The sequence below is a fragment of the Streptomyces uncialis genome, assembly GCF_036250755.1.
Taxonomy (GTDB): Bacteria; Actinomycetota; Actinomycetes; order Streptomycetales; family Streptomycetaceae; genus Streptomyces; species Streptomyces uncialis.
In genome coordinates this window covers 6,390,735-6,409,880 of record NZ_CP109583.1, presented here as the reverse complement: position 1 = coordinate 6,409,880, position 19,146 = coordinate 6,390,735, and the positions used below count along the sequence as shown (strand labels likewise).

14 protein-coding genes and 1 pseudogene are annotated in these 19,146 nt (G+C 66.7%); 3 read left to right on the top strand and 12 right to left on the bottom strand.

Annotation, left to right across the window (positions count from 1 at the left end):
• Positions 1-161 precede the first annotated feature (161 nt).
• Positions 162-428, top strand: a complete 267-nt coding sequence (gene rpsT / locus OG711_RS26700) for a 30S ribosomal protein S20 (RefSeq protein ID WP_073793676.1) — start codon at positions 162-164, stop codon at positions 426-428.
• 509 nt (positions 429-937) lie between these two features.
• Here rpsT and holA read toward each other — a convergent pair.
• The 4 genes from holA to OG711_RS26680 form a co-directional block, all read right to left on the bottom strand.
• Entirely contained in the window at positions 938-1,924 is a 987-nt protein-coding gene (gene holA / locus OG711_RS26695; protein WP_266515445.1) for a DNA polymerase III subunit delta, read from the bottom strand.
• A gap of 262 nt (positions 1,925-2,186) precedes the next feature.
• Positions 2,187-2,432 carry a hypothetical protein gene (locus OG711_RS26690; protein WP_073793678.1) on the bottom strand — a complete coding sequence of 82 codons (246 nt, stop codon included), beginning with the start codon at positions 2,430-2,432 and terminating at the stop codon, positions 2,187-2,189.
• 207 nt (positions 2,433-2,639) lie between these two features.
• Positions 2,640-3,524 (bottom strand): YceI family protein, encoded by an 885-nt coding sequence (locus OG711_RS26685; protein WP_329560894.1) that lies wholly within the window; start codon positions 3,522-3,524, stop codon positions 2,640-2,642.
• A 243-nt stretch (positions 3,525-3,767) separates the two neighbouring features.
• Entirely contained in the window at positions 3,768-4,406 is a 639-nt protein-coding gene (locus OG711_RS26680; RefSeq protein WP_329560892.1) for a ComEC/Rec2 family competence protein, read from the bottom strand.
• Between the two features lie 323 nt (positions 4,407-4,729).
• On the opposite strand from OG711_RS26680, the gene OG711_RS26675 reads away from it, so the two are divergent.
• Together OG711_RS26675 and OG711_RS26670 are read left to right on the top strand one after the other, a co-directional pair.
• A complete protein-coding gene (locus tag OG711_RS26675) occupies positions 4,730-5,557 on the top strand; it encodes a hypothetical protein (protein WP_329560890.1) in 828 nt (275 codons plus the stop codon).
• 76 nt (positions 5,558-5,633) lie between these two features.
• A complete protein-coding gene (locus tag OG711_RS26670) occupies positions 5,634-6,746 on the top strand; it encodes an XRE family transcriptional regulator (RefSeq protein ID WP_329560888.1) in 1,113 nt (370 codons plus the stop codon).
• 351 nt (positions 6,747-7,097) lie between these two features.
• On the opposite strand, the gene OG711_RS26665 is transcribed toward OG711_RS26670, so the two are convergent.
• The 8 genes and pseudogenes from OG711_RS26665 to OG711_RS26630 form a co-directional block, all read right to left on the bottom strand.
• Positions 7,098-7,871 carry an HNH endonuclease gene (locus OG711_RS26665; protein ID WP_329560886.1) on the bottom strand — a complete coding sequence of 258 codons (774 nt, stop codon included), beginning with the start codon at positions 7,869-7,871 and terminating at the stop codon, positions 7,098-7,100.
• 77 nt (positions 7,872-7,948) lie between these two features.
• On the bottom strand, positions 7,949-9,430 hold the full coding sequence (locus OG711_RS26660) for an AAA family ATPase (protein WP_329560884.1): 1,482 nt from the start codon (positions 9,428-9,430) through the stop codon (positions 7,949-7,951).
• 487 nt (positions 9,431-9,917) lie between these two features.
• Positions 9,918-10,367 carry a hypothetical protein gene (locus tag OG711_RS26655; RefSeq protein ID WP_329560881.1) on the bottom strand — a complete coding sequence of 150 codons (450 nt, stop codon included), beginning with the start codon at positions 10,365-10,367 and terminating at the stop codon, positions 9,918-9,920.
• Positions 10,364-12,463, bottom strand: coding sequence for an integrase (locus OG711_RS26650; protein ID WP_329560879.1), 2,100 nt, complete (start codon positions 12,461-12,463; stop codon positions 10,364-10,366). The genes OG711_RS26655 and OG711_RS26650 overlap by 4 nt, the downstream gene beginning before the upstream one ends.
• A complete protein-coding gene (locus OG711_RS26645) occupies positions 12,460-14,289 on the bottom strand; it encodes a hypothetical protein (protein ID WP_329560878.1) in 1,830 nt (609 codons plus the stop codon). Before OG711_RS26645 ends, OG711_RS26650 begins: the two co-directional genes overlap by 4 nt.
• A gap of 95 nt (positions 14,290-14,384) precedes the next feature.
• On the bottom strand, positions 14,385-15,851 hold the full coding sequence (locus tag OG711_RS26640; protein ID WP_329560876.1) for a hypothetical protein: 1,467 nt from the start codon (positions 15,849-15,851) through the stop codon (positions 14,385-14,387).
• 119 nt (positions 15,852-15,970) lie between these two features.
• Positions 15,971-17,872: pseudogene (locus OG711_RS26635) on the bottom strand (ComEC/Rec2 family competence protein); the annotation flags it as partial.
• Positions 17,869-18,555 carry a helix-hairpin-helix domain-containing protein gene (locus OG711_RS26630; RefSeq protein WP_405674091.1) on the bottom strand — a complete coding sequence of 229 codons (687 nt, stop codon included), beginning with the start codon at positions 18,553-18,555 and terminating at the stop codon, positions 17,869-17,871. The gene OG711_RS26630 and the pseudogene OG711_RS26635, both read right to left, overlap by 4 nt.
• Between the last annotated feature and the right edge of the window lie 591 nt (positions 18,556-19,146).

The following is a 19,146-nucleotide window of genomic DNA, read 5'->3' as shown; positions in this document are numbered from 1 at the left end:
CTCAGCGGGGACACGCGCGGCGCACCGGGTCCCGGTGTCCGCTCGGCACCCCGGTCCGGCCGGTTCTCCGGTCCTGGCCCGTGGCGCCACCCGAAGATTCAAATCATCGGCGGGTACGGACCGAGGTCCGTGCGCGCCTCTGAACCTGAGAAGGCTCATTCGTGGCGAACATCAAGTCCCAGATCAAGCGGATCAAGACCAACGAGAAGGCGCGGCTGCGCAACAAGGCCGTCAAGTCTTCCCTGAAGACCGCGATCCGCCGTACCCGTGAGGCCGTCGCCGCCGGCGACGTCGAGAAGGCCACCGCCGCGAACCGCGAGGCTTCGCGCAAGCTGGACAAGGCCGTCTCGAAGGGCGTCATCCACAAGAACCAGGCCGCCAACAAGAAGTCGGCCCTGGCTTCGCAGGTCGCCTCCCTCAAGGGCTGAGCCGAGGGCGTGGGGCCCCGCCCCACGGACCCGGCAGCGGCACGGACCGCCCGGCCCCCAGGGCCGGGACCGACGGACCCGTCCGCACCGACTTGACCGCCGGAAGGGACCCAGCGGGCCCTCTCTCTCCGCTCCCGTCCGGCACCCCGAGCCTGTACGCGGCCTGCGTTCGCCACGCGGGTACGGGCTCAGCATCGTGAACCGAGGACCCCGCGTCCGCCGCCTTCCCCAGGCGCCGGACCCGGGGTCCTCGGCGTTTTCACATCTGCACGTTACGTACGCTTACGTTCCGCATGCGTACGGGAGCCGTCCGTATGCGTACGGGGACCTGGGGCCGCGCCTGCGGGTACGGGAGCCGCAGATACTGAGTCGTACGGGTACGGGGCCGTGACTACGGGGCGCTCTGGGGTACCGGGGGCTCTGGGTATGGGGCCGGTACGGGGAGCCGGGTGCGGGACACCCACACCGTCACGTCACGTCACGTCACGTCACGTCACGTCGAACGGGCCTCAGCCTCGTCGCGAACGGGCCGCGCGGGCGATCGTGACGACCGCCTTCTCCAGCGCGTACTCCGGATCGTCACCGCCGCCCTTGACCCCCGCGTCGGCCTCCGCGACCGCGCGCAGCGCGACCGACACCCCGTCCGGGGTCCAGCCGCGCATCTGCTGACGCACCCGGTCGATCTTCCAAGGGGGCATACCCAGCTCCCGGGCGAGGTCGGCGGGACGGCCGCCCCGCGCGGACGACAGCTTCCCGATCGCCCGCACCCCCTGCGCCAGCGCGCTGGTGATCAGCACGGGCGCGACACCCGTCGACAGCGACCAGCGCAGCGCCTCCAGCGCCTCCGCCGTCCGTCCCTCGACCGCCCGGTCCGCGACCGTGAAGCTCGACGCCTCGGCCCGGCCCGTGTAGTAGCGGCCGACGATCGCCTCGTCGATGGTGCCCTCGACATCCGCGACGAGCTGCGCCACCGCCGACGCCAGCTCCCGCAGATCGCTGCCGATCGCGTCGACCAGTGTCTGGCACGCCTCCGGGGTCGCCGCCCGGCCGAGCGCGCGGAACTCCCCCCGGACGAAGGCCAGCCGGTCCGCTGGCTTCGTCATCTTCGGGCAGGCGACCTCCCGCGCACCCGCCTTGCGCGCGGCGTCCAGCAGGCCCTTGCCCTTGGCACCGCCCGCGTGCAGCAGCACCAGCGTGATCTCCTCGGCGGGCGCCCCGAGATACGCCTTCACGTCCTTGACGGTGTCGGCGGACAGGTCGTGCGCGTTACGGACGACGACGACCTTGCGCTCGGCGAACAGCGAAGGACTCGTCAGCTCGGCGAGGGTGCCGGGCTGGAGCTGATCGGACGTGAGGTCACGGACGTCCGTGTCCGCGTCGACCGCGCGGGCGGCCGTCACCACCTGCTTCACGGCGCGGTCGAGCAGGAGGTCCTCCTGGCCCACGGCGAGCGTGAGGGGGGCGAGCGGATCGTCGTTTGCGGTCTTCTTGGCCATCACGGTCCAGCATCCCACGCCCCACCGACAGTCCCCGCGTGGACGACGCGCTGAGCGGTTCCGTTGCGGGGGGAGCCGTTGCCGGGGAGTCCCGTTCCCCTGGCGGTCCCGTTTCCCGGGTGGCGCGGGGTACCTCGCCTCAACGGTGTCGCGCTACCCTGGCGTGGATGCCGACCCACCCGGGCGGCACCGAAGAACTCGCCGGGTACGGCCGCCGGAACCGACCAGGTACGGCCGCCGCACCCGCACGGCCGGCTCGCCGCTACGGCGCCTCGCGCCAGCCGTCCCACTCACCGGCGAAGGCGTCGAGCGCGGCGGCGTCCAAGCGGGCGTCGGGGTCCTCGACGACCACCAGCCACTGGGCGTCCTCGGCGTCGTCCTCCCCCGCCAGCGCGTCCCGGACGAGCTGCGGTTCCTCCCGCACCCCGAACCGGTCGCCCAACGCCTCGGCCGCTTCCTCCGCCGCGTCCCGGTCGGGCAGCACCAGCACATGTCTCACATCGCTCACCGGAACATTGTCCGGCACCGGCGGAACGCCCGGGACAGCGGCCGGCCCAGTCAGCGGTCAGCGGGAGGTCCAGCCGTCAGCGGTCAGCGGTCAGCGGTCAGCGGGAAGTCCAGCCGCCAGCGGAGGTCCGGCCGTCAGCGACCAGCGGGCGTCACGCGTCACGGCTACCGGCGGGCGTCACGACTACCGGCGGTCAACGGCCGAGGGTCACCCCGCCGCCATGGGGACGACCTGCACGTCGAGGGTGATCCCGATACTCGGGCCGACCACGGCTATCCCGCGCGCGAGCATCGTCTGCCAGCTGACCGTGAAGTCGTCACGGTGCAGTTCGGTGGTGGCCCGGCACGCGGCTCGTGTCTCGCCCTCCATACCGTTGCCCAGGCCCAGGTACTCCGCGTCGAGCGTCACGGTCCGTGTCACCCCGTGCAGCGACAGGGCCCCGGTGATCCCCCATCGCTGACCACCCCGGTGAGCAAAGCGTTCGCTGTAGAACTCCAGGGTCGGAAAGCGCTGGACGTCGAGAAAGTCCGCCGACCGCAAATGATCGTCACGCATCCGCACATTGGTGTCGATGGACGCCGCGTCGATCACCACATGCATCGCCGACTCCTCCATCCGCTCACCGATCCGCAACGCCCCCGCGAACCTGTTGAACCGTCCGTGAATCCGCGCCAGCCCGATATGCCGTGCCGTGAAACCGATCGAGGAATGCGTGGGCTCGATCTCCCAGTCCCCGGTCGAGGGCAGCGGTTGCGCCGGGGCGAGTTGCAGCACCACGTCACCGAGGGAGGAGTGCGTGCCCTCCGCGACCGTGACATCGGCCCGGTACGGTGCGTAGCCGTCCGAGGTCACCACGATTCGGTACTCCCCCGCCGGTACGGCCGCCACGAAAGATCCGTACGGGTCCGTGCCGCCGTTCACCGTCATACGTCCGTCGCTGTCCGTCACGGTCAGTGTCGCGCCGCGCGCCGGTTCGTGCACCGGGTCGAGCACCCGGCAACCGAGCACCCCGGCGCTCTGCGGGACGTTCACCGCCGACACGGGACCAACCCGCTGAGCGTTCCTACGATTTCCCAGCCAACGGCCCAGCATTCCCGAAAACACTCCAGTGCGGCGCGACGTCGTTCGATTCGATAACGCATTCGACCATCCGCAGCGCATTCCCGGCAAACGCGCGCCGTATCCGCACCACCCCCACCGTCCGGTCCCGCTGCCCGCGACTTCCCCGGCACCGCCCATTCTCTCCCTCGCACGTTGATCCGCGGCTCCGTTCCCACCGTTCCGCCCGCTCTCCCCCTCCCCCCTCCGCTTTGCCAACGCGATGCCCGGTGCCGGTCAGCGGTGCGCGACCGTCGCGGGACCCCGCCCGTCCCCGTCGAGCACGGCCACCGAACCGTCACGGTCCGTGCGCGACACCTGTGCCCCGGCCGCCTCCAGCGCCCCGATCGTCCTCGCCGAGGGATGCCCGTACGGGTTGTCCCGGCCGCAGGAGATCAGGGCGAGCCGCGCACGGGTCAGCTCCAGCAGCTCCGGGTCCTGGAAGGGCGACCCGTGGTGCGCCACCTTCACCACGTCCACCCGCGCGGACCGGCCGCCGAGCGGCCCCCGCACCAACGCCCGCTGCGCGGGCGGCTCCAGATCACCGAGCAACAACATCCGCAGCCCGCCGCTGCGCACCAACAGCGTCACGCTCGCGTCGTTCGGCTCCAGCGGACCCATCGCACCGGGCGCCCGTGTGTCCTGCGGCCACAGCACCTCCCACTCGACGGGTCCGGTGCGCCGCCGTTCCCCCGCCACCGCGTGCCGCAGCGCGATCCCCCGCCCGGCGGCGGTCCGTCGCACCGCCGCGGCCTGCGCGGCGGGCTCCGCGAGACCCGTCGTCTCGATCACCCCCACGTCCCGGCCCCGCAACACCCCCTCCAGTCCCGCCACATGGTCCAGATGGCACACTTCTTCGCGCTCAGCATGTCTCATGAGACATCAGGCCGATCACGAGCTACGCGCTGGACCAGGGAACACCGTTGCTCGTGGAGCTTCAGGAAACATCACCGTCTATGCAGCCGCTGACACAGCTGCAGGTAACCCCTCGAAGAGCGCCATCCCTGAAGGGGCGTCAGTAGATGCGACCTCCACCGAGGCGCACGCCATGACTGCGAAGCAACTGCCAGGCTGAACAAGATCATCGGTAGGCAGCCTGTCGGTGGTGCCCTTCCACACGAGGCCGCTTGGCCAGAAGCGCCACACATCGCCTACTTGATTCTCACGCAGAAACGGTGGCCTTCTGCTATGTTCTCCCCGTGGATATGACTCTGCGGCAAGCCATGACAGATCTGCGCCGAGACGGCGTACTTGGGATCGTTGAGGAAGTCACTCAGCAGGTCTACGAAACCAACGCCGACCGCTTCGAGCCCAGGTTCGGCGACGACATGGGCACGTTCGGGCAGCAAACCTGGCGAAACATCGCCAACCTGGTTCGGCTGCGCTTGGTGCAGGCTGGAATCTCGGCTCGCATCGTGGCGGGTGGCGCAGTCGAGATCACCAGTGGGCCGTGGGTAGTGCGGTTCTATAAGTTCCGCTTCACCACACCCGACAAGATCCCGGCGGCGCTGGAGAAGGTCCGCTGGGACGGGAGTAGTCCGCGACTGCGTGGCGCTGTGGCCAACAGCTCCGCTGGCGTTCAGCTCGCCTTGAGCGAAGAGTCCGGATGGGATTCGGCCTTCGCCCCGGCGATCACGCAGGGGCATGTCCGCATTATGCACACAGGCGACCCTGAGACCGGTGGCTGTGTCATCGAGTTGGGTCTCCCCCGAGACAACCGGGCAGGTGGTTCTCCCTGGCTCGACGGGACAGCGCAGCTGCACAACGGCTTGCAGGTATCGCTGCCAGCTCCAAGAACACAGGCGAAGCCCGAGGATCTCGAGAAGGCCTCAGCCTCCGCGGACCCCACCGACTCCCTGCGGCCGGCTGGTACTGCCGAGCAACCGCGCGATGATGAAGGATTCCCTGAGGAGAGCGGCTCGAAGGAACAGCAGAACTTCATGGACCTCGGCGAGTCCAAGATCCCCCTGAAGCGTCGCCGGAATGATCCGGACGAGCAGCCGAAGACTCAAAACCAAGAAGACTGAGATTTCAACGATGTCCACGACGCACCATCGTCAGGGAGAGGCCGGTTTCGCGTCTCGCGCGTTCGACCCTCAATCCTTGACCACTGCACGGCAGTTGCGCGGATTGCGCAAGAACGAATTGGCCAAGCAAGTAGGACTGACGCCTGCGGCAGTGAGCCAGTACGAGCTTGCGCAGAGCCGGCCATCAGCTTCTGTCGTTGCTCAGCTTGCAATGGCGCTAGGGGTGCCAGCCGCGTTCTTCGCGAGCGGGCACCCCCATCCAGCCATGCCGAGCGCCGCCCACTTCCGCAGCCTTCGCGCAACGACTCAACTGCAACGGGACCAAGCTCTTGCATTCGGAAAGATCGCTTGGCAGTTGGTGACCACGGTTGAGAAGTACGTCGAACTCCCGACCGTGGTCCTGCCACGACTACCAATCCCTTCGGACCCAACGCGCTCAGAGGTAGCGGCCGCTGCTCAGCAGGCCCGTTCCGCCCTGGGCGTGAAGAGCGGCCCCTTGCCCCACGTGACCCGACTCCTAGAAGCACACGGCGTCGTAGTCATGGAACTCCCGCCGGTCTCCGAGCGGGTCGACGCCTTCTCTCATTGGTACGGCAGCCGGCCAATCATTTTTCGCAATCCTCTCAAGAATGATCTACCCCGCTCCCGCTTCGATGTCGCTCACGAAGTAGGGCATCTGATTATGCATCTCGATGCCGAACCCGGCAGCAGAATTGTAGAGAATCAAGCGCACGACTTCGCTGCAGAATTTTTGATGCCTCGCGCCGAAATTGCCGATGAATTGCCGCGACGCCTGGATTGGGAGACTCTCTACTCCCTAAAGCTCAGATGGGGCACCTCGCTAAAGGCTCTCGTTTACCGTGCGCACTCTATTGGCGTGTTTCGCGATACCACCTACAAAAGGGCGATGATGGCGCTTTCTCAACATGGAGATCCGGAACCATGCGATCTCGGCCCTCGCGAATCCCCCGCGCTCCTTGAGTCAGCGGTTCGACTGTGTGAGGAGACCGGCGTGCCATTTGCTGAAATCGTTGCACGATCCGGCCTGCCCGCCGAGCTGGCCGATCAGGTGTACACGACAGCCACAATGACGCGCCCTCGGATCAACCTGAAGCCTAATCCCGACACCGAAGAACCGTCTGATTCCCCCGATAACGCGTACGGCTTCCTTCAACTTGTTGAAGGATAAGTCAAGACACGCGCCGATAGACCATCCCGGCATGCACCACAAAGCCAGGACGGCTACATCTTTACCACTCACAGCTTCCCGGCCGCGGCACGGCCGGGAAGCTGTGACTTGGTCATGGAACACACAGGATCAAGGCGCCGTGAGACAGTGGAGGACCAGCCAAGATGGACGCCCGCCGGCGTCCTGGTATGTGACGACGTTTCGGCCCGCTCGACGCACCAGAACCAGGCTATCGCTCCCGGCTGACGTTACGACGTGATCGCCCCGTACTCCGCTGCCGACTGCTTAATCCCGGTTCCGTCCTTTACCAGACGAACTGCAGGTGCCAGCAAAGTCAACGCTCCCTCATCATCATGCGTCGAACCCCCCATTACAAAACCACGAACTGCTAGCCAAAGCCGCATACATCGCAGTCTGCCAACTATTCACATTTGCCTTACATCGGCTTTTCGCCTCTGCGGCCAAGTGCTGCTGTACCTGCTGCCCCCCAAGGGCTCCACCACTTGCATAGATGTCGAGCAAGCGGAAACGAATATTACTTAGCTCCTGGGCGGCCTGAGAACCGTAGAGGAAGGAGAGCCTCAGCTTCTTGAAATGTGCACGCACGCGCCGAGCGAGGATCTCATCCATATCCGACGCAGTATCCACGAAGAATTGCAGTGCAACTGGAGAGGTTTTAACAACTCGAGCACGGAGCCAAGCCTGCCCCTCGACGTCATCAAAATACGGATGAAGCGTCTGATCCTCTGCACTGGATGGGACGACGTCCAGCTTCAGCTTATTACAATCAGAGCAGGCAGGAACCAGGTTCAGTGGGTTAACCGCCAAGGCCGGGTAAAGAGACTTAGGCAGGTGATGGTCGAGGGTGGATACCGTACGCTGGCCACAAAGCGGGCAACAGCCATCCTTAGCACCCAATATAAGCGCGTCGTAGACTACCCGCCCAGGGGATCTCTTACCAGCCATGCGACCGCTATAGACGGTGACCATCTCTGAGGTGCCGACTCTGGTGAGCTCGAAGTCCTCTACATCTAGATCATGAAGAGTCGCCGACTCGGCGGCCTCGACATACGTTTTACCAGCTGCAACAACCTGCCCTTCGGCCTCTTGGAGACGCTTCTTCAAGTCCGCGACGCGCACGCGACTAATGCACAACCGGAAGGTATCCTTCGCCGTGTCTTCGGGTCGGTCAACTCTCCACATCAGAGCTCACCCTCCTGGACCCTCGCTGCAACCAGGGCACGAATTAGCCCGCGAGCCTCCCCACCCAACTGCCCATCGAATCGCTCCAAGATATCCTCATAGGAAGCGCCACCCTCTACGGCTTCTTGCAGCACCCGATGAAAACCGGAGCGCGTAACTTCCAATCCGAAGATCTCTCTGGTAAGCACGCCGACGTTCTCGCCGAAGGTCTCCACACCGGGCTGCTCCACCAATACCTCTCGCCCGGAACGCCTCAACCGCCATGCACACTTTCGCGGCACTTCTTGCAATACAACGGGCGAGTGAGTGGCAATCACAGCAACGCCATTTCGATTGATCAGAAGGTCAGAGAGAGCGCGAGTAAAAGCACTCAGTAGCGGTGGATGAAGGTGGGCCTCTGGCTCATCCAGGAGAACCAGAGAACTCTCCTCAACGGTTTCAACGAGGCGAGTTATTGTCAGCAGTACGATCTTATGACCCGAACTAAGGTTCCGGTAGAGCAGACTTGCCCTTTCAGCGAGATCGGCGGCGTCTGCCGCAGACTCAGCGAGATCGGCAACGCGCGCATCGCTGAAGATTGGATCAGCTTCTAGCATCTCTAGCGCTCTACGCCAGCGCACCAGGCGGGCACCCTGAACGCAGACTTGCACGCTCTTCGTAAATTCACTGGCTAGTGCTCGCGGATCCTTAGGCGGCAGGGGTTTTCCGTCGACCTTAGATCCAATTCGCTTCAGGCCAATATAAGCATAAGGCAGTACCACTTTCGTCTTATCACGAGGCTGGCTGATAGGCTCGAACGGATCAAAGGCACTAAAAGTGACCGAAACAAGATTTGCGAGCCGGTTCCTGTCAGAACCTCTCATCGTGAATGTGCCAACTTCCTCTGGGTCGGCGTGGGGATCCGCTAGTGCGCGGGCCATATGGTTGAGTAGATGGGTCTTGCCGACTCCATTGCGCCCAATTAGTACGTGAATATTAGTAGGCGGTTCGGATTCTGGCACTACCTCGAACTCCAAGGACAAGGCAGGTTGCTGAGATCTAGGTGTCGAAGGTAGTTCATACGTGAAGTGATATCGCGAGAGTCGGCGCCCACCTCGGGCGAGACGGCGAAATTGAATTTCTACAGTCGCTCGACTCACAGATCGGAGGAGCGACGTACCCGTTACGTTCTCACGCAAGGCCCGTGTATAGAGAGCTGAATCCAGGGCAATGTCATGTAGACCCCGAAGGATCTCATCTCTGACTTTGCTGCCCAATCGATTGAGACTCTGGTAGTAGCTGTCATCCTGCCCAACCGAGAAGAAGCGGTTGTCGAGCTGCGAGAACGTGCTGGGCAGATCGGGACGGCTCTGGTCTGCCGCCATGTCGAACTGCCCAATCTTGACCTGGCCAACATCATGGATGTCGCCGTGCTCGTCCTGGTAGCGCAGGTCGTACTGCGTATTGAACTGAAACCAGTCGTCCCAGTCATCGGTGACCAAGTAGACGCGAGGCTTCCCTGGCTGGGCCGCCCGAGGAAAGACACGGACTGGCGAAACGGAAAAGTGCACTGCGACCCCCTGAGCACGTCACAACCGTGTTTCGCTAAGTGAAGCAGTCACCTGCCGCAATCGTCCACGGATCTCCACCAATGCCCTGACCGAACTCCCTGCCCGCATCCCAAAACCCGGAACGTAGGCCCGAAATCTAGACATGGCGACTGACAGGGAAGCGAGCTCCGCATCGTCGGCCTCGAACCTGGCAACCTCAGTGTGGACGCCCTGCCCGCGTCCGGTAGGCCGGATCCAGGACTACGTCCGCGCGTCCAAGGCAGCCTTCGCTCCCTGGCGGTACGCGAGCCAGCTGTACGCGAGTTCGTCCAGCTGCCCTGGAAGGGACTCGTCGTCGCTGCCTGGCGGCCGCGCTCGGCAGATCTGACCTTTCTGCCGAGCGCGGCCTCCGTGGTCCTCAAAATTCGTCTGGTCTGGCTTAGCGTCCTTGCCTGGGCCCGCGGGGACGGATGGGTGTGACGGTGCTGGAGACGTCCTTGCCGAGCTGCTGCCGGAGGGCTTCGTTGTCGTGAAAGAGGGCAGCGATCGCGGTGTGGGCAGCCTTGAGCTTGTTCTCCAGGAACGTGCACTCCTGGGTCTTCTTGGTCAGGCGCTTCTTGAGGTCGGCGATGGTCACGTCGCGCTTTGCCTCGCCAGGGGTGGCCTTGCCATGGGCTGCAAGGTAGGCATCCCATTCGGCCAGGGTGGCGTGCGCCCTGTTCATGGTCGCGCGGCTGACCTGGGCCTCCTTGTAGAGATTCTCTTTGGTGAGGCGGCCGTCGGTCCGCTGGGGGCGGCCTTCAATAAGGCGCGTCATCGCCGCCCCCAGGGCGGCGGCGGTCTTGGGGCTGACCTGGTCCTTGAGGTCAACATCGACGGGCCCGGTCACTGGGACACACCCGCCATCTTGAGGACGTTGCGGGTGATGTCGAGTTCGCGTTCGGCGAGGTCGCGGCGGCAGGTCGGCATGGAGGGGTTATTGATGAGCTGGAGCTGTGTGCGCTGGTGCGAGTCGTAAATTGGTAGATGCTCGGGGCCGATCATGCTGTTCGCGCATCGGTCGGGCCGGCAGCGTTCGTCAAGCGGGCCGACATGTCCTTCGGGGACGATCGCGTTCTCAAGGCAGACGGCACCGACGGGATTGGTGTGGTCGGCCGTGCAGTTGTTGAGCAGGCCGAACCGGATGTGGATCCGCGTGGTGCGCAAGAGGGTGTCGGCGGTGCGGGCGTCGCCGTTGCGGGCCTTGACGGTGGCGGCGATCTGGTCGAAGGCGTCCTTGACGCGTTCGGCGCCAGGCCCGAACCCGATCTCCTCGCCTGCGCTGTGACGCTGGTAGAGGTCCTTGATCTTGCGGAACTTGACGTTGTCGAGGGCGTCCTCTAGATACTTGGCCCATTCCTTGGTGGAGGCGGCGTAGGCACGGGTTGTGGCATTGGCCAGGGCTCTCGTGGCGAGGTGCTTGAGCTGGATCCCGGTGGCGATCTCGGAGCCCGGGAACTGGTCGGTGAGCATCGCCATGGTCCGGCGAAACATGTGCGGGCGGATGTAGGCGGTGGGAATCTCATCGAGCCCGGTCCAGGCCCGGCCCTCGTTGGTGAACGTCACGAACGCCGCCAGCATCTGGACTCCCACCAGGGTGCCGTCGTCCTGCCTGGAAGCACGGACGGGTGCGAAGACTCGTTCGGGGTGTAGAGAGACGGCCTCGGCGACCTCAAGGGCTTCCACGAGCGGTTCGGCGATCCACCAATGTTTGCGTGGGCGGTTGGTAGTGCCTTTGATCTTCGTGGAGGCGATGGCAGGGGTGTTGTAGTGGTCGACGACGGGATTCCGCAGGATCTCGTGGATCTCCGAGTCGCGCATCATCGACAAGCCCACGACCAGCACGAATGCTGCGTCACGCAGTGCCTTCTTTGCCTCGAACAGGGTCCGCTGGTCGAGGCCTGGGTGCCAGGGCCCAATACTGCCATCCGGTCGGGTGACCTGGAGGAGTTCTCCAGTCAGTGCGTGAGTCGTGGTCCGGCCCTCGGCAACTGCGTCCAGGATCAGGGTGCGTCGGCGTCTCTTCCCCGGCCGGTCGGTCTGGGCGATCTGTGTGCGAACGACGGGCTTGTAGCCGAGCAGGAGCGTCAGAAGCCTCCACTGAACCTGTGGGGTCTGGTCGGACAGGGATGCGGGATGGACGGGGATCTTGTTCTGAGTGTCCGCAAGCCACTCCTCAAGTCGCCTATCGATGCCTCGGGCTGACGAGTGGGCGACGGCTCTCAGTTCGTGGAGGCGGCGGTCGGCGCGCAGGACGTCAGGGGCGAAGTCATGAATGTAGGCCCAGGCGGCGCGGATTAGCGGGAACCAGGTCGCCGGGTGAACCGTGGGGGTTGAGATGACTCCGGTGGAAATGACCTTGGCGACATCGCCCGCGCTCTGGCCAGGCCATGGATCTCCCGTTGGCCATGGCAGGCTCAAGACGGGCCCAACTGCTGCCAGGTTTTTCAAGGTGCCCACGTGGCCTCTGATCGTTGCCGGGGCGAGACCGTCGGTGGCCATGCTGGCGATGCGCTGCCGCAGATCCTCCACCGTCCATCCGTCCGGGTAAGCGGCAAGCCCGTTCTTGCGGGCCCATCGCGCGAGCGTCCGCAGGTGGGAGGTGGCTTGGGCCAGACTGCGGGGGCTGGTGAGACCTTCGAGGATGACGCCGCTCTTGAGAACTGCAGGGTGGCGCTGATTGAAGGTGATCATCGTCAGCTCCCGCGCCAGCAGGTTCCAGTAAAGGTCCTCCAGCTCCAGACTGAAGTGGATCTTCCAGCTGCTGGGGGCAACGTTTGCAGGCCGTTTGAGGACACCGTTGAAGTTCCACAGGACGGTGTCGCCGAATCGGGGAACGTAGGCGCCGGGTTTACGGGCCTCGGGCAGCAGTGGCTGGCCTTGGACGACAGGCTCGTCGTTCAAGAACAGCGACGGATGTCGCTGCTGGGGCAAAGTCAGGATCATGCGTCAAACTCCGTATGGGCGGCCAACGGCAGGTCGAGGGACGCCTCGCCGGCTTCGATGTGCTTGCGGGCCTGGGCACGTTCCTCAGGCGTACGGTCGTCCAGGACGGTGTTCAGGTTCACCCAGCTCTGCCCCCATAGCCGGCTGAAGGCCTGCGGTGTCAGAAGCGTACGAAGTCGTTCCAGGTGCGCTTTGAAGAGCAGGAGTTGAGGGAGGTTGTCGGGCAGGATCCAGGCGTTGCGGCACTCGAGGCAGCGAAGAGGAGCGACGGCGCAGAGTTCGCCGGGGCGACTGTATGGCCCCTGGTATGGGTTCTTGCAGTGGGAGACGCCCATGTCGAGCTGGCCGGTCATGATGTCCTCAGCCTCCTGCGCGGACAAGCCGACGTCCTCCAGGAGTTTTTGGTCAATGCTTTCGGCGTCAGAGATGACGGTGGGGCCGTAGATTCGGCCGAGAGCCGTGTCGAACCAATGCTGTTGAGCCGTGGCGATCGTCCGCCCGGACAGGATCCGCAGTGTGGTGCCCTGGGCATAGTGACGGGCGAAGGTCTCCTCGGTGTGGTCATCCGCAGCGGCGTCGATGCGACCCTCGGTGACGATGGCCTTCTCGACCTTGGTCGATTTGCGCAGGCGACCGATGTGCTGGTCTCCCTCAATTTCGACGTCCATGACAGCCAGCCACTCGGAGAAGCGTCCTCCTGGGAAGCGCGGGTTCCACTGGTCGAACACGGTGGTGTAGTCGGGGCGGACGCTGGCGCTGACAAAGAGGGTGTCGGCGATGTGCGGGGCCTTGGCGCGAACCCGGGCTGTGAGATCCATAAGCTGCCGGACCACCTCGCTGGCCTCCCGCCGCGGCCAGTTCACGGTGAGCTGTCCATCGCCATCCGGTGCTGGAGCATCGGGCGGGTCCTGGTCCCGGAACGCCCGGCGCCGCAGCCGTCCGGCGCGATTCTTGAGCAAGGTCAGCCGAACACCCTTAGGAAGGAATTCCACATCCGCCTCTCCGAAGCCAGCGACCTCCTCGGAGGTGTGGCCGGTGGCATCCATCAGCAAGACGCGGAAAGCATGAAGGTCGAGGTTGGTTGGATACAACGATGCCAACAGCCTGCGCGCCAGTTGAGGTCGCGCGGTCTGCGGATACGGGACCTTGCCGGGCCCAGCGGTGAACTCCATCAGTTCCTTCGGCCACTCAAGTGACCCGGGCACGAACCGGCGCAAGTCCTCGGCAACGATCTGCTCGCGGGCCAGGCCCCAGAGCAGGTCAGGAATGTTGGTCCAGCTTCCCTCATCGGGGTGGCGACCCTGTTCGGCCAGAGCCCAGCCGTCGTTCAGACGCTTGCGGGTGGCGTGCGCGCTCTTCCAGGCTGCGCGAACCAGGGCCCGCTTCTCCGGGCGGGTGAATTCATCTCGCTCTGCCTTCTCGCCGCTGCCGAGGAGCGCCGGACCGCGGGCCAGGCGTGCCAGGTCCGCAGCGACCACGCGGTCAGAGTGGTCGTCCCGGCGGATGATCAGCACACGCAACGAGGCAGCCAGCAGGCCCGGCTTTGTTGAACCCGAGGCATAGCCTTCAGTTAGGGACAGCTCCCATTTCACCAGGATGTCGAAGAGGTCCGGATCGGCCAGGCTGGCTTCTTCGGCCGCAGGGCCGAGCACCTTGTCGACGTGCTGGCAGAGGCGGTCGATCGCCTGCTGGTAATTCCGCGCGTGTGCCCCGATCGCGGTGGCAGCGACGTACTCAGTCCACTCGTCCGCCAGTTGCATGGCCAGCAGCGAGGAACGGTAATTTGCGGGATCCACCGCCAGAAGGCGTCCGGGGGTCTGCACCACGCGGGGGCCGACACCTCCAGCCGGGACAGGGTTCGCCAAGGCTGCGAGGAACCGCTCGCGTTCCTGCTTGGTCCGGCGCTTCCTGCTCGGCGCGGTCATCGACGGCCCTCGTCTGCTGCGGTCAGGGCATGCGTGGCGATCTCGGCGTAGGTCGCCTCGTCGTCGCCCACCCAGCAGGCAAACGCGTTCTCGAATTCGTTGATCAGATCGTCCGTGTACTGGAGGTACTGGTACGTGGTCTCCGGACTTGCGTGACCGAGCCTACGGCTGACAATGAGCAGCGGATTATGCCGGAGGTGCCCCGTCAGGTAGGAACGATGCCGGCGCCGACGGGCCTGCAGGTTCGGCTCCTCGCCGTCCATGACGTTCTCCAGGTAGGTCAAAAGCCGCAGAGCGTATGTGTGCCTCAGGTCGTGCCATCTCCACCGCCGGACGGGCAGAAGCGGCGTGGTCTCGTCAGCGAGCGCGTTCATGCGCACCCAGGCCCGATGGCGGTAACCCTTCCAGGCGTCCGCCCCCGGCATCAGCCCGCCGCGGCAGACGAACAGGGACAATGCCTCCAGGCCGAACTCGCCCTCGTGAACAGCGATCCGCCGCAGTTTCGCGGGCATCGCCGACATCTGATATTCGCGCACAACGCCGTCCTGTACACCCCGCACCCGTCCGCCAGCCACGTCCACCTTGCTCACCACGAACAGGTCGCGGGCTTTGCGCTCCAGAGTCCGCGCGGCCCGGCGGACGATGTCCGGACGCTCCAATAGACAGAACAGGTCAGCGGATCCGACCGCGTCTTCGGGGACATAGATGGGGCGAGCCTTGCCGTACTTCGCGCATGCCTGGACCGTGAACTCCGCTGCCCCGCCCGGCATCCCAGGCCACAGGCCGATCTCTGGCATCAGCACTGTGGACCATTCCCGCCATCGCATCCCCGACCCCAGGGCCATATCCGAGCCAGCCCGGTTGCGCAGCGGAGACCATCCACGAAAATGCAGGTCAACCTGGGCGTCGGGCAGCTGGCCGCCGAACCCCACGTCCCGGAAGTACCGGTACTGATCGAAGGTCAGGTGCCGGATGTCCTTGCTCGACCGGACGCGCGGTGCCAGCGCGTTGCGTCCTCGCGCCGCTACCCGGGCTGGCCGGTGTGACAGGAATCCACGGTCGACCAGGAACCCATAGAGGTCGTCCAGGACGAATGACTCCTTGCCCCATGCCGAGCCGCCGATCGGCTTCTCCTGCCACTGCGTCCGATGACTGCGGTAAGAGACGAGATCCGTTTCCACCGCCGACAAAACGTCACTTTCCAATTTGACTAGGTAGTTGTTCAGTCGGCTGATCACCCGGCCGTAATCCTTGAGCGTCGTCTCGTCCAACAGTGCCGTTGACAGATACCGGCCGTACTCGCACAGGGTCGGCACCGGCATCATCGTCTCCTCGTCGAGGAGAACCGGCGTCCCGTCGAGCACACCTCGCCGTTTCAGCATCGCGTCCACCTCCGCCGCGGAGATGACGTCGCTGTCCAGGAACCTCTCCAACAGTCCGGACTGCACAAAAGCAAGATCCACTCTCGCCCCTTCCCAGGGGCCCGGAGAGAAACTCCTGTCGGCTCACCTGTCTCATACCGCCACAACGGAACGAGACTGAACCACAGATCTCATGAGACAGATCTGAACAGCGGAAAGAAGAAGTGGGTGAGCAGCACCAGTGGCACCCGGGTGATCTGGAGCCGCCGCAGACACCGGTCGACCCGCCCCGGATCGGGTCCCGCGTCGACCACCACCGCACTGCCCCCACCCGCCGCCAGCACCAACGCGTCCCCCTGCCCCACATCGCACATCACCAACCGCCACCCGGGCGGCGGCCATCCCGTCATGACCCGGGTCAGCGGCACCGGCTGCACCACGGCCAGCACCAGGGCGAAGGCGCACGCCGACGCGAGGGCCGGACTCCGCAGCAACCGCCGTACCGTCGGCACGGCCAGCGCGACCGCCGCCGCCAGCAGCAGCGCGCCCCGCCAGCCGCCCGGCCACCCCAGCGAACCGCCCGGCAAGGCGGCCCCCGTCCGGGCGATCCCGGCGATCCACCCCGCCGGCCAGCCGCCGCACCACGCGATGACCTCCGCCACCGGCATCGCCACCCACGCCGTGATCAGGGCGCCGAACCCCAGGACCGTCGCGGGCGCCACCGCGAACTCCGCCAGCAGATTGCACGGCACCCCGACGACACTCACCCGCTGCGCGAACGTCGCCACCACCGGCGCGCACACCGCCTGGGCGGCGGCCGCCGCCGCCAGCGCCTCGGCGACCCGGCCGGGCACACCGCGCCGCCGCAGTGCCGCGCTCCACCCCGGCGCCACCGTGAGCAAGGCGCCCGTCGCGAGGACGGACAGCAGGAAGCCCGGTTTCCGGGCCAGCCACGGGTCATGGAGCACCAGCAACAGCACGGCCGCCGCCAGCGCGGGCAGCAACGATCTCCGGCGTCCGGTGACCATCGCGAGCAGCGCGATCCCGCCGCAGGCCGCCGCCCGCACCACACTCGGCTCCGGTCCGCACACCACGACGAACCCGAGACTGAGCCCTGCGGCCAGGACCGCCGTCGCCCGCAGTCCGATGCCGAGCCTGGGCGCCAGCCCCCGCCGTTCCACGGACTGCGACATCCCCGGCGGGCCGACGAGCAACGCGAGCAGCACGACGAAGTTCGAACCGCTCACCGCCATGAGGTGCGTCAGATCCGTCCTCTCGAACGCGTCCCGCAGCTCCGGGGTGACCCGCGAGGTGTCCCCGACCACCAGTCCCGGCAACAGCGCCCGCGCGTCCTCGGGCAGCCCCGAGGTGGCCCGGCGCAGGCCCGTCCGTAACTCCCCGGCGATCCGCTGCACCGCCGACGGCGGGGCGACCACACGCGGCGGTCCCTCCCCGTCGACCCGTACGACGGCCGCGATGTCACCGCCGCGCCGCTGGGGCGGGGCGAGCCGTCCCATGACCCGCAGCCGGGTGGACGGCAGTACCTCCAGCCACCGCCCCGGCGCCCGGCCGGCGTCCACCATGAGCAGCACGGGCGTACGGGTCCGGGTGACCGCGCCGTCCGCCGCCGTCACCCGGACCACCCGGGCGTCGACCAGCACGAGCGGCGGCGCCGCGGCTCCCGTCGGACGCGGGCGCGCCCGGCGCGGGTCCGCCGCCACCTCCACCTCGAAGGTCGCCGCCGCGTACCGGTCGGCGAGCTCCGGGACCGGCCCCCGCCATAGATCGGCCCCGTGCAGACCGGCCGCGGCAGCCGAGGCCGCCACACACAGCAGCACCGCAGCCCAGGTCACCCGCCGTGCCGCCGTCCGGCCACCGCTCGGGCGCCAGGGCACAAGCAGCGCCACGGCCCCGACCGCGGCGCACAGCACCACCCCCGCCGTCCACCACGGTGAGGCTCCGAGGAGCAGCGCGGCGGTCAGCCACACGGCGAGCGCGGGCGGCACCAGCCGGAGGTCCGCGGCCGTGTTGCCGAGCGCCGTGTTGCCGGATGCTGTGCTGCCACGCGCTGTGCTGCCAAGGGCTGGGCTGCCGGAGGAGACGACCCCAGGAGCCCCGCTCATGGCCGGACCAGGTCCTTCAGCGTGGCGAAGCGCCGGTCACCGATCCCGGTCACCTCGCGGAGCTGTGCCACGGTGCGAAAGCCGCCCTGCTGGGCGCGGTGGTCGACGATCCGCTGGGCGAGCACCGGTCCCACCCCGGGCAGTGTGTCGAGTTGGGCGGCGGTGGCGGAGCTGAGCGTGAGCGGCGCGGACCCCGGTGCGCCGCCCGCGGAAGGTCCGGCGCCGGTCACCGGCCCCGCTGGGGAACCGGCCACCGACCCGGCACCGGTCGCCGTCCCCGGCCCTTCGGGACGTGCCCCCACGACGATCTGCTCACCGTCCACGAGCATCCGCGCGCGATTGAGCCCGGTGAGGTCCGTGCCCGGTTTCACGCCGCCCGCCGCGCCCAGCGCGTCGGCCACCCGGGACCCGGCGGGCAGCCGCTGGAGCCCCGGATCACGTACCTTGCCGCCGACGTCGACCACCACCCGTGGCCCGGCGAGTCGCGCGGACGCGGTCGGTCCGGGAGGAGCCGCGCGCACCAGCTCCGGGGCGCGTACGGGCTGCGGACGGCCGGCCCAGAAGTGCTGGACGGCGAACCCGACCGCGATCACCAGGACGACGGTCAGCGCCACCAGGCTCCGGCGCTCCAGCCCGCAGCGCGTCCGGAGCCACAGCGGCAGCCGCTCGCGTACCGCGAGCACCGCCCGTGCCCCACGCGACAGCTCAGCGTCGGGGCCCGGAGGCAGTCGCCCCCCGGACTCCCGCCCGCCGGGACCGGACCCCTGCGGCCCGGGGCGCGAAGACCCCCCACCCAACGGCCCGTACCGCTCCCCCGGCCCGGGTCCCCGCCGCCCGTACTCCGCGAACGACGCGTCCGCCCGCCGCCGCACCCGCCCGTCCGACCCCGCGGCCCGGCCGGGACCGCTGCCCGCTCCACTCGGCCCGCGCCGCCGCCGCGCTACCTCGGCCGGGGGCTCCGCGAGCTCCGCCGACGCATCCGTACCCTCACCAGGAAGAATTCGAGAACTCATGCCTTCGACGGTAGGGATTTCGCCCGACCCGCGATGATCATGAACGATTCCCGTGGACAGCACCCCGGTTGTGGATAACTCCACCCCCCGAAGGAGTGACGGACACCTCCGGAACACACTTGGGACCCCCCTCTTCGCGCAGTCGCAGGACTCACGGAAGGGGGTGGGCGGGAATCTCTGCCCGCAGACTCCGACGCCCCCACTACAGCCACTGAACGCCCGTACCGAGCGCGTTGGAGCGAGGACGGAGAATCCCGACCG

Coding starts and splice junctions, on each gene's coding strand:
- OG711_RS26685 (WP_329560894.1), bottom strand. CDS start 3,524: ATGCTGGGCCGTTGGCTGGGAAATCGTAGGAACGCTCAGCGGGTTGGT.
- holA (WP_266515445.1), bottom strand. CDS start 1,924: ATGGCCAAGAAGACCGCAAACGACGATCCGCTCGCCCCCCTCACGCTC.
- OG711_RS26650 (WP_329560879.1), bottom strand. CDS start 12,463: ATGATCCTGACTTTGCCCCAGCAGCGACATCCGTCGCTGTTCTTGAAC.
- OG711_RS26680 (WP_329560892.1), bottom strand. CDS start 4,406: ATGAGACATGCTGAGCGCGAAGAAGTGTGCCATCTGGACCATGTGGCG.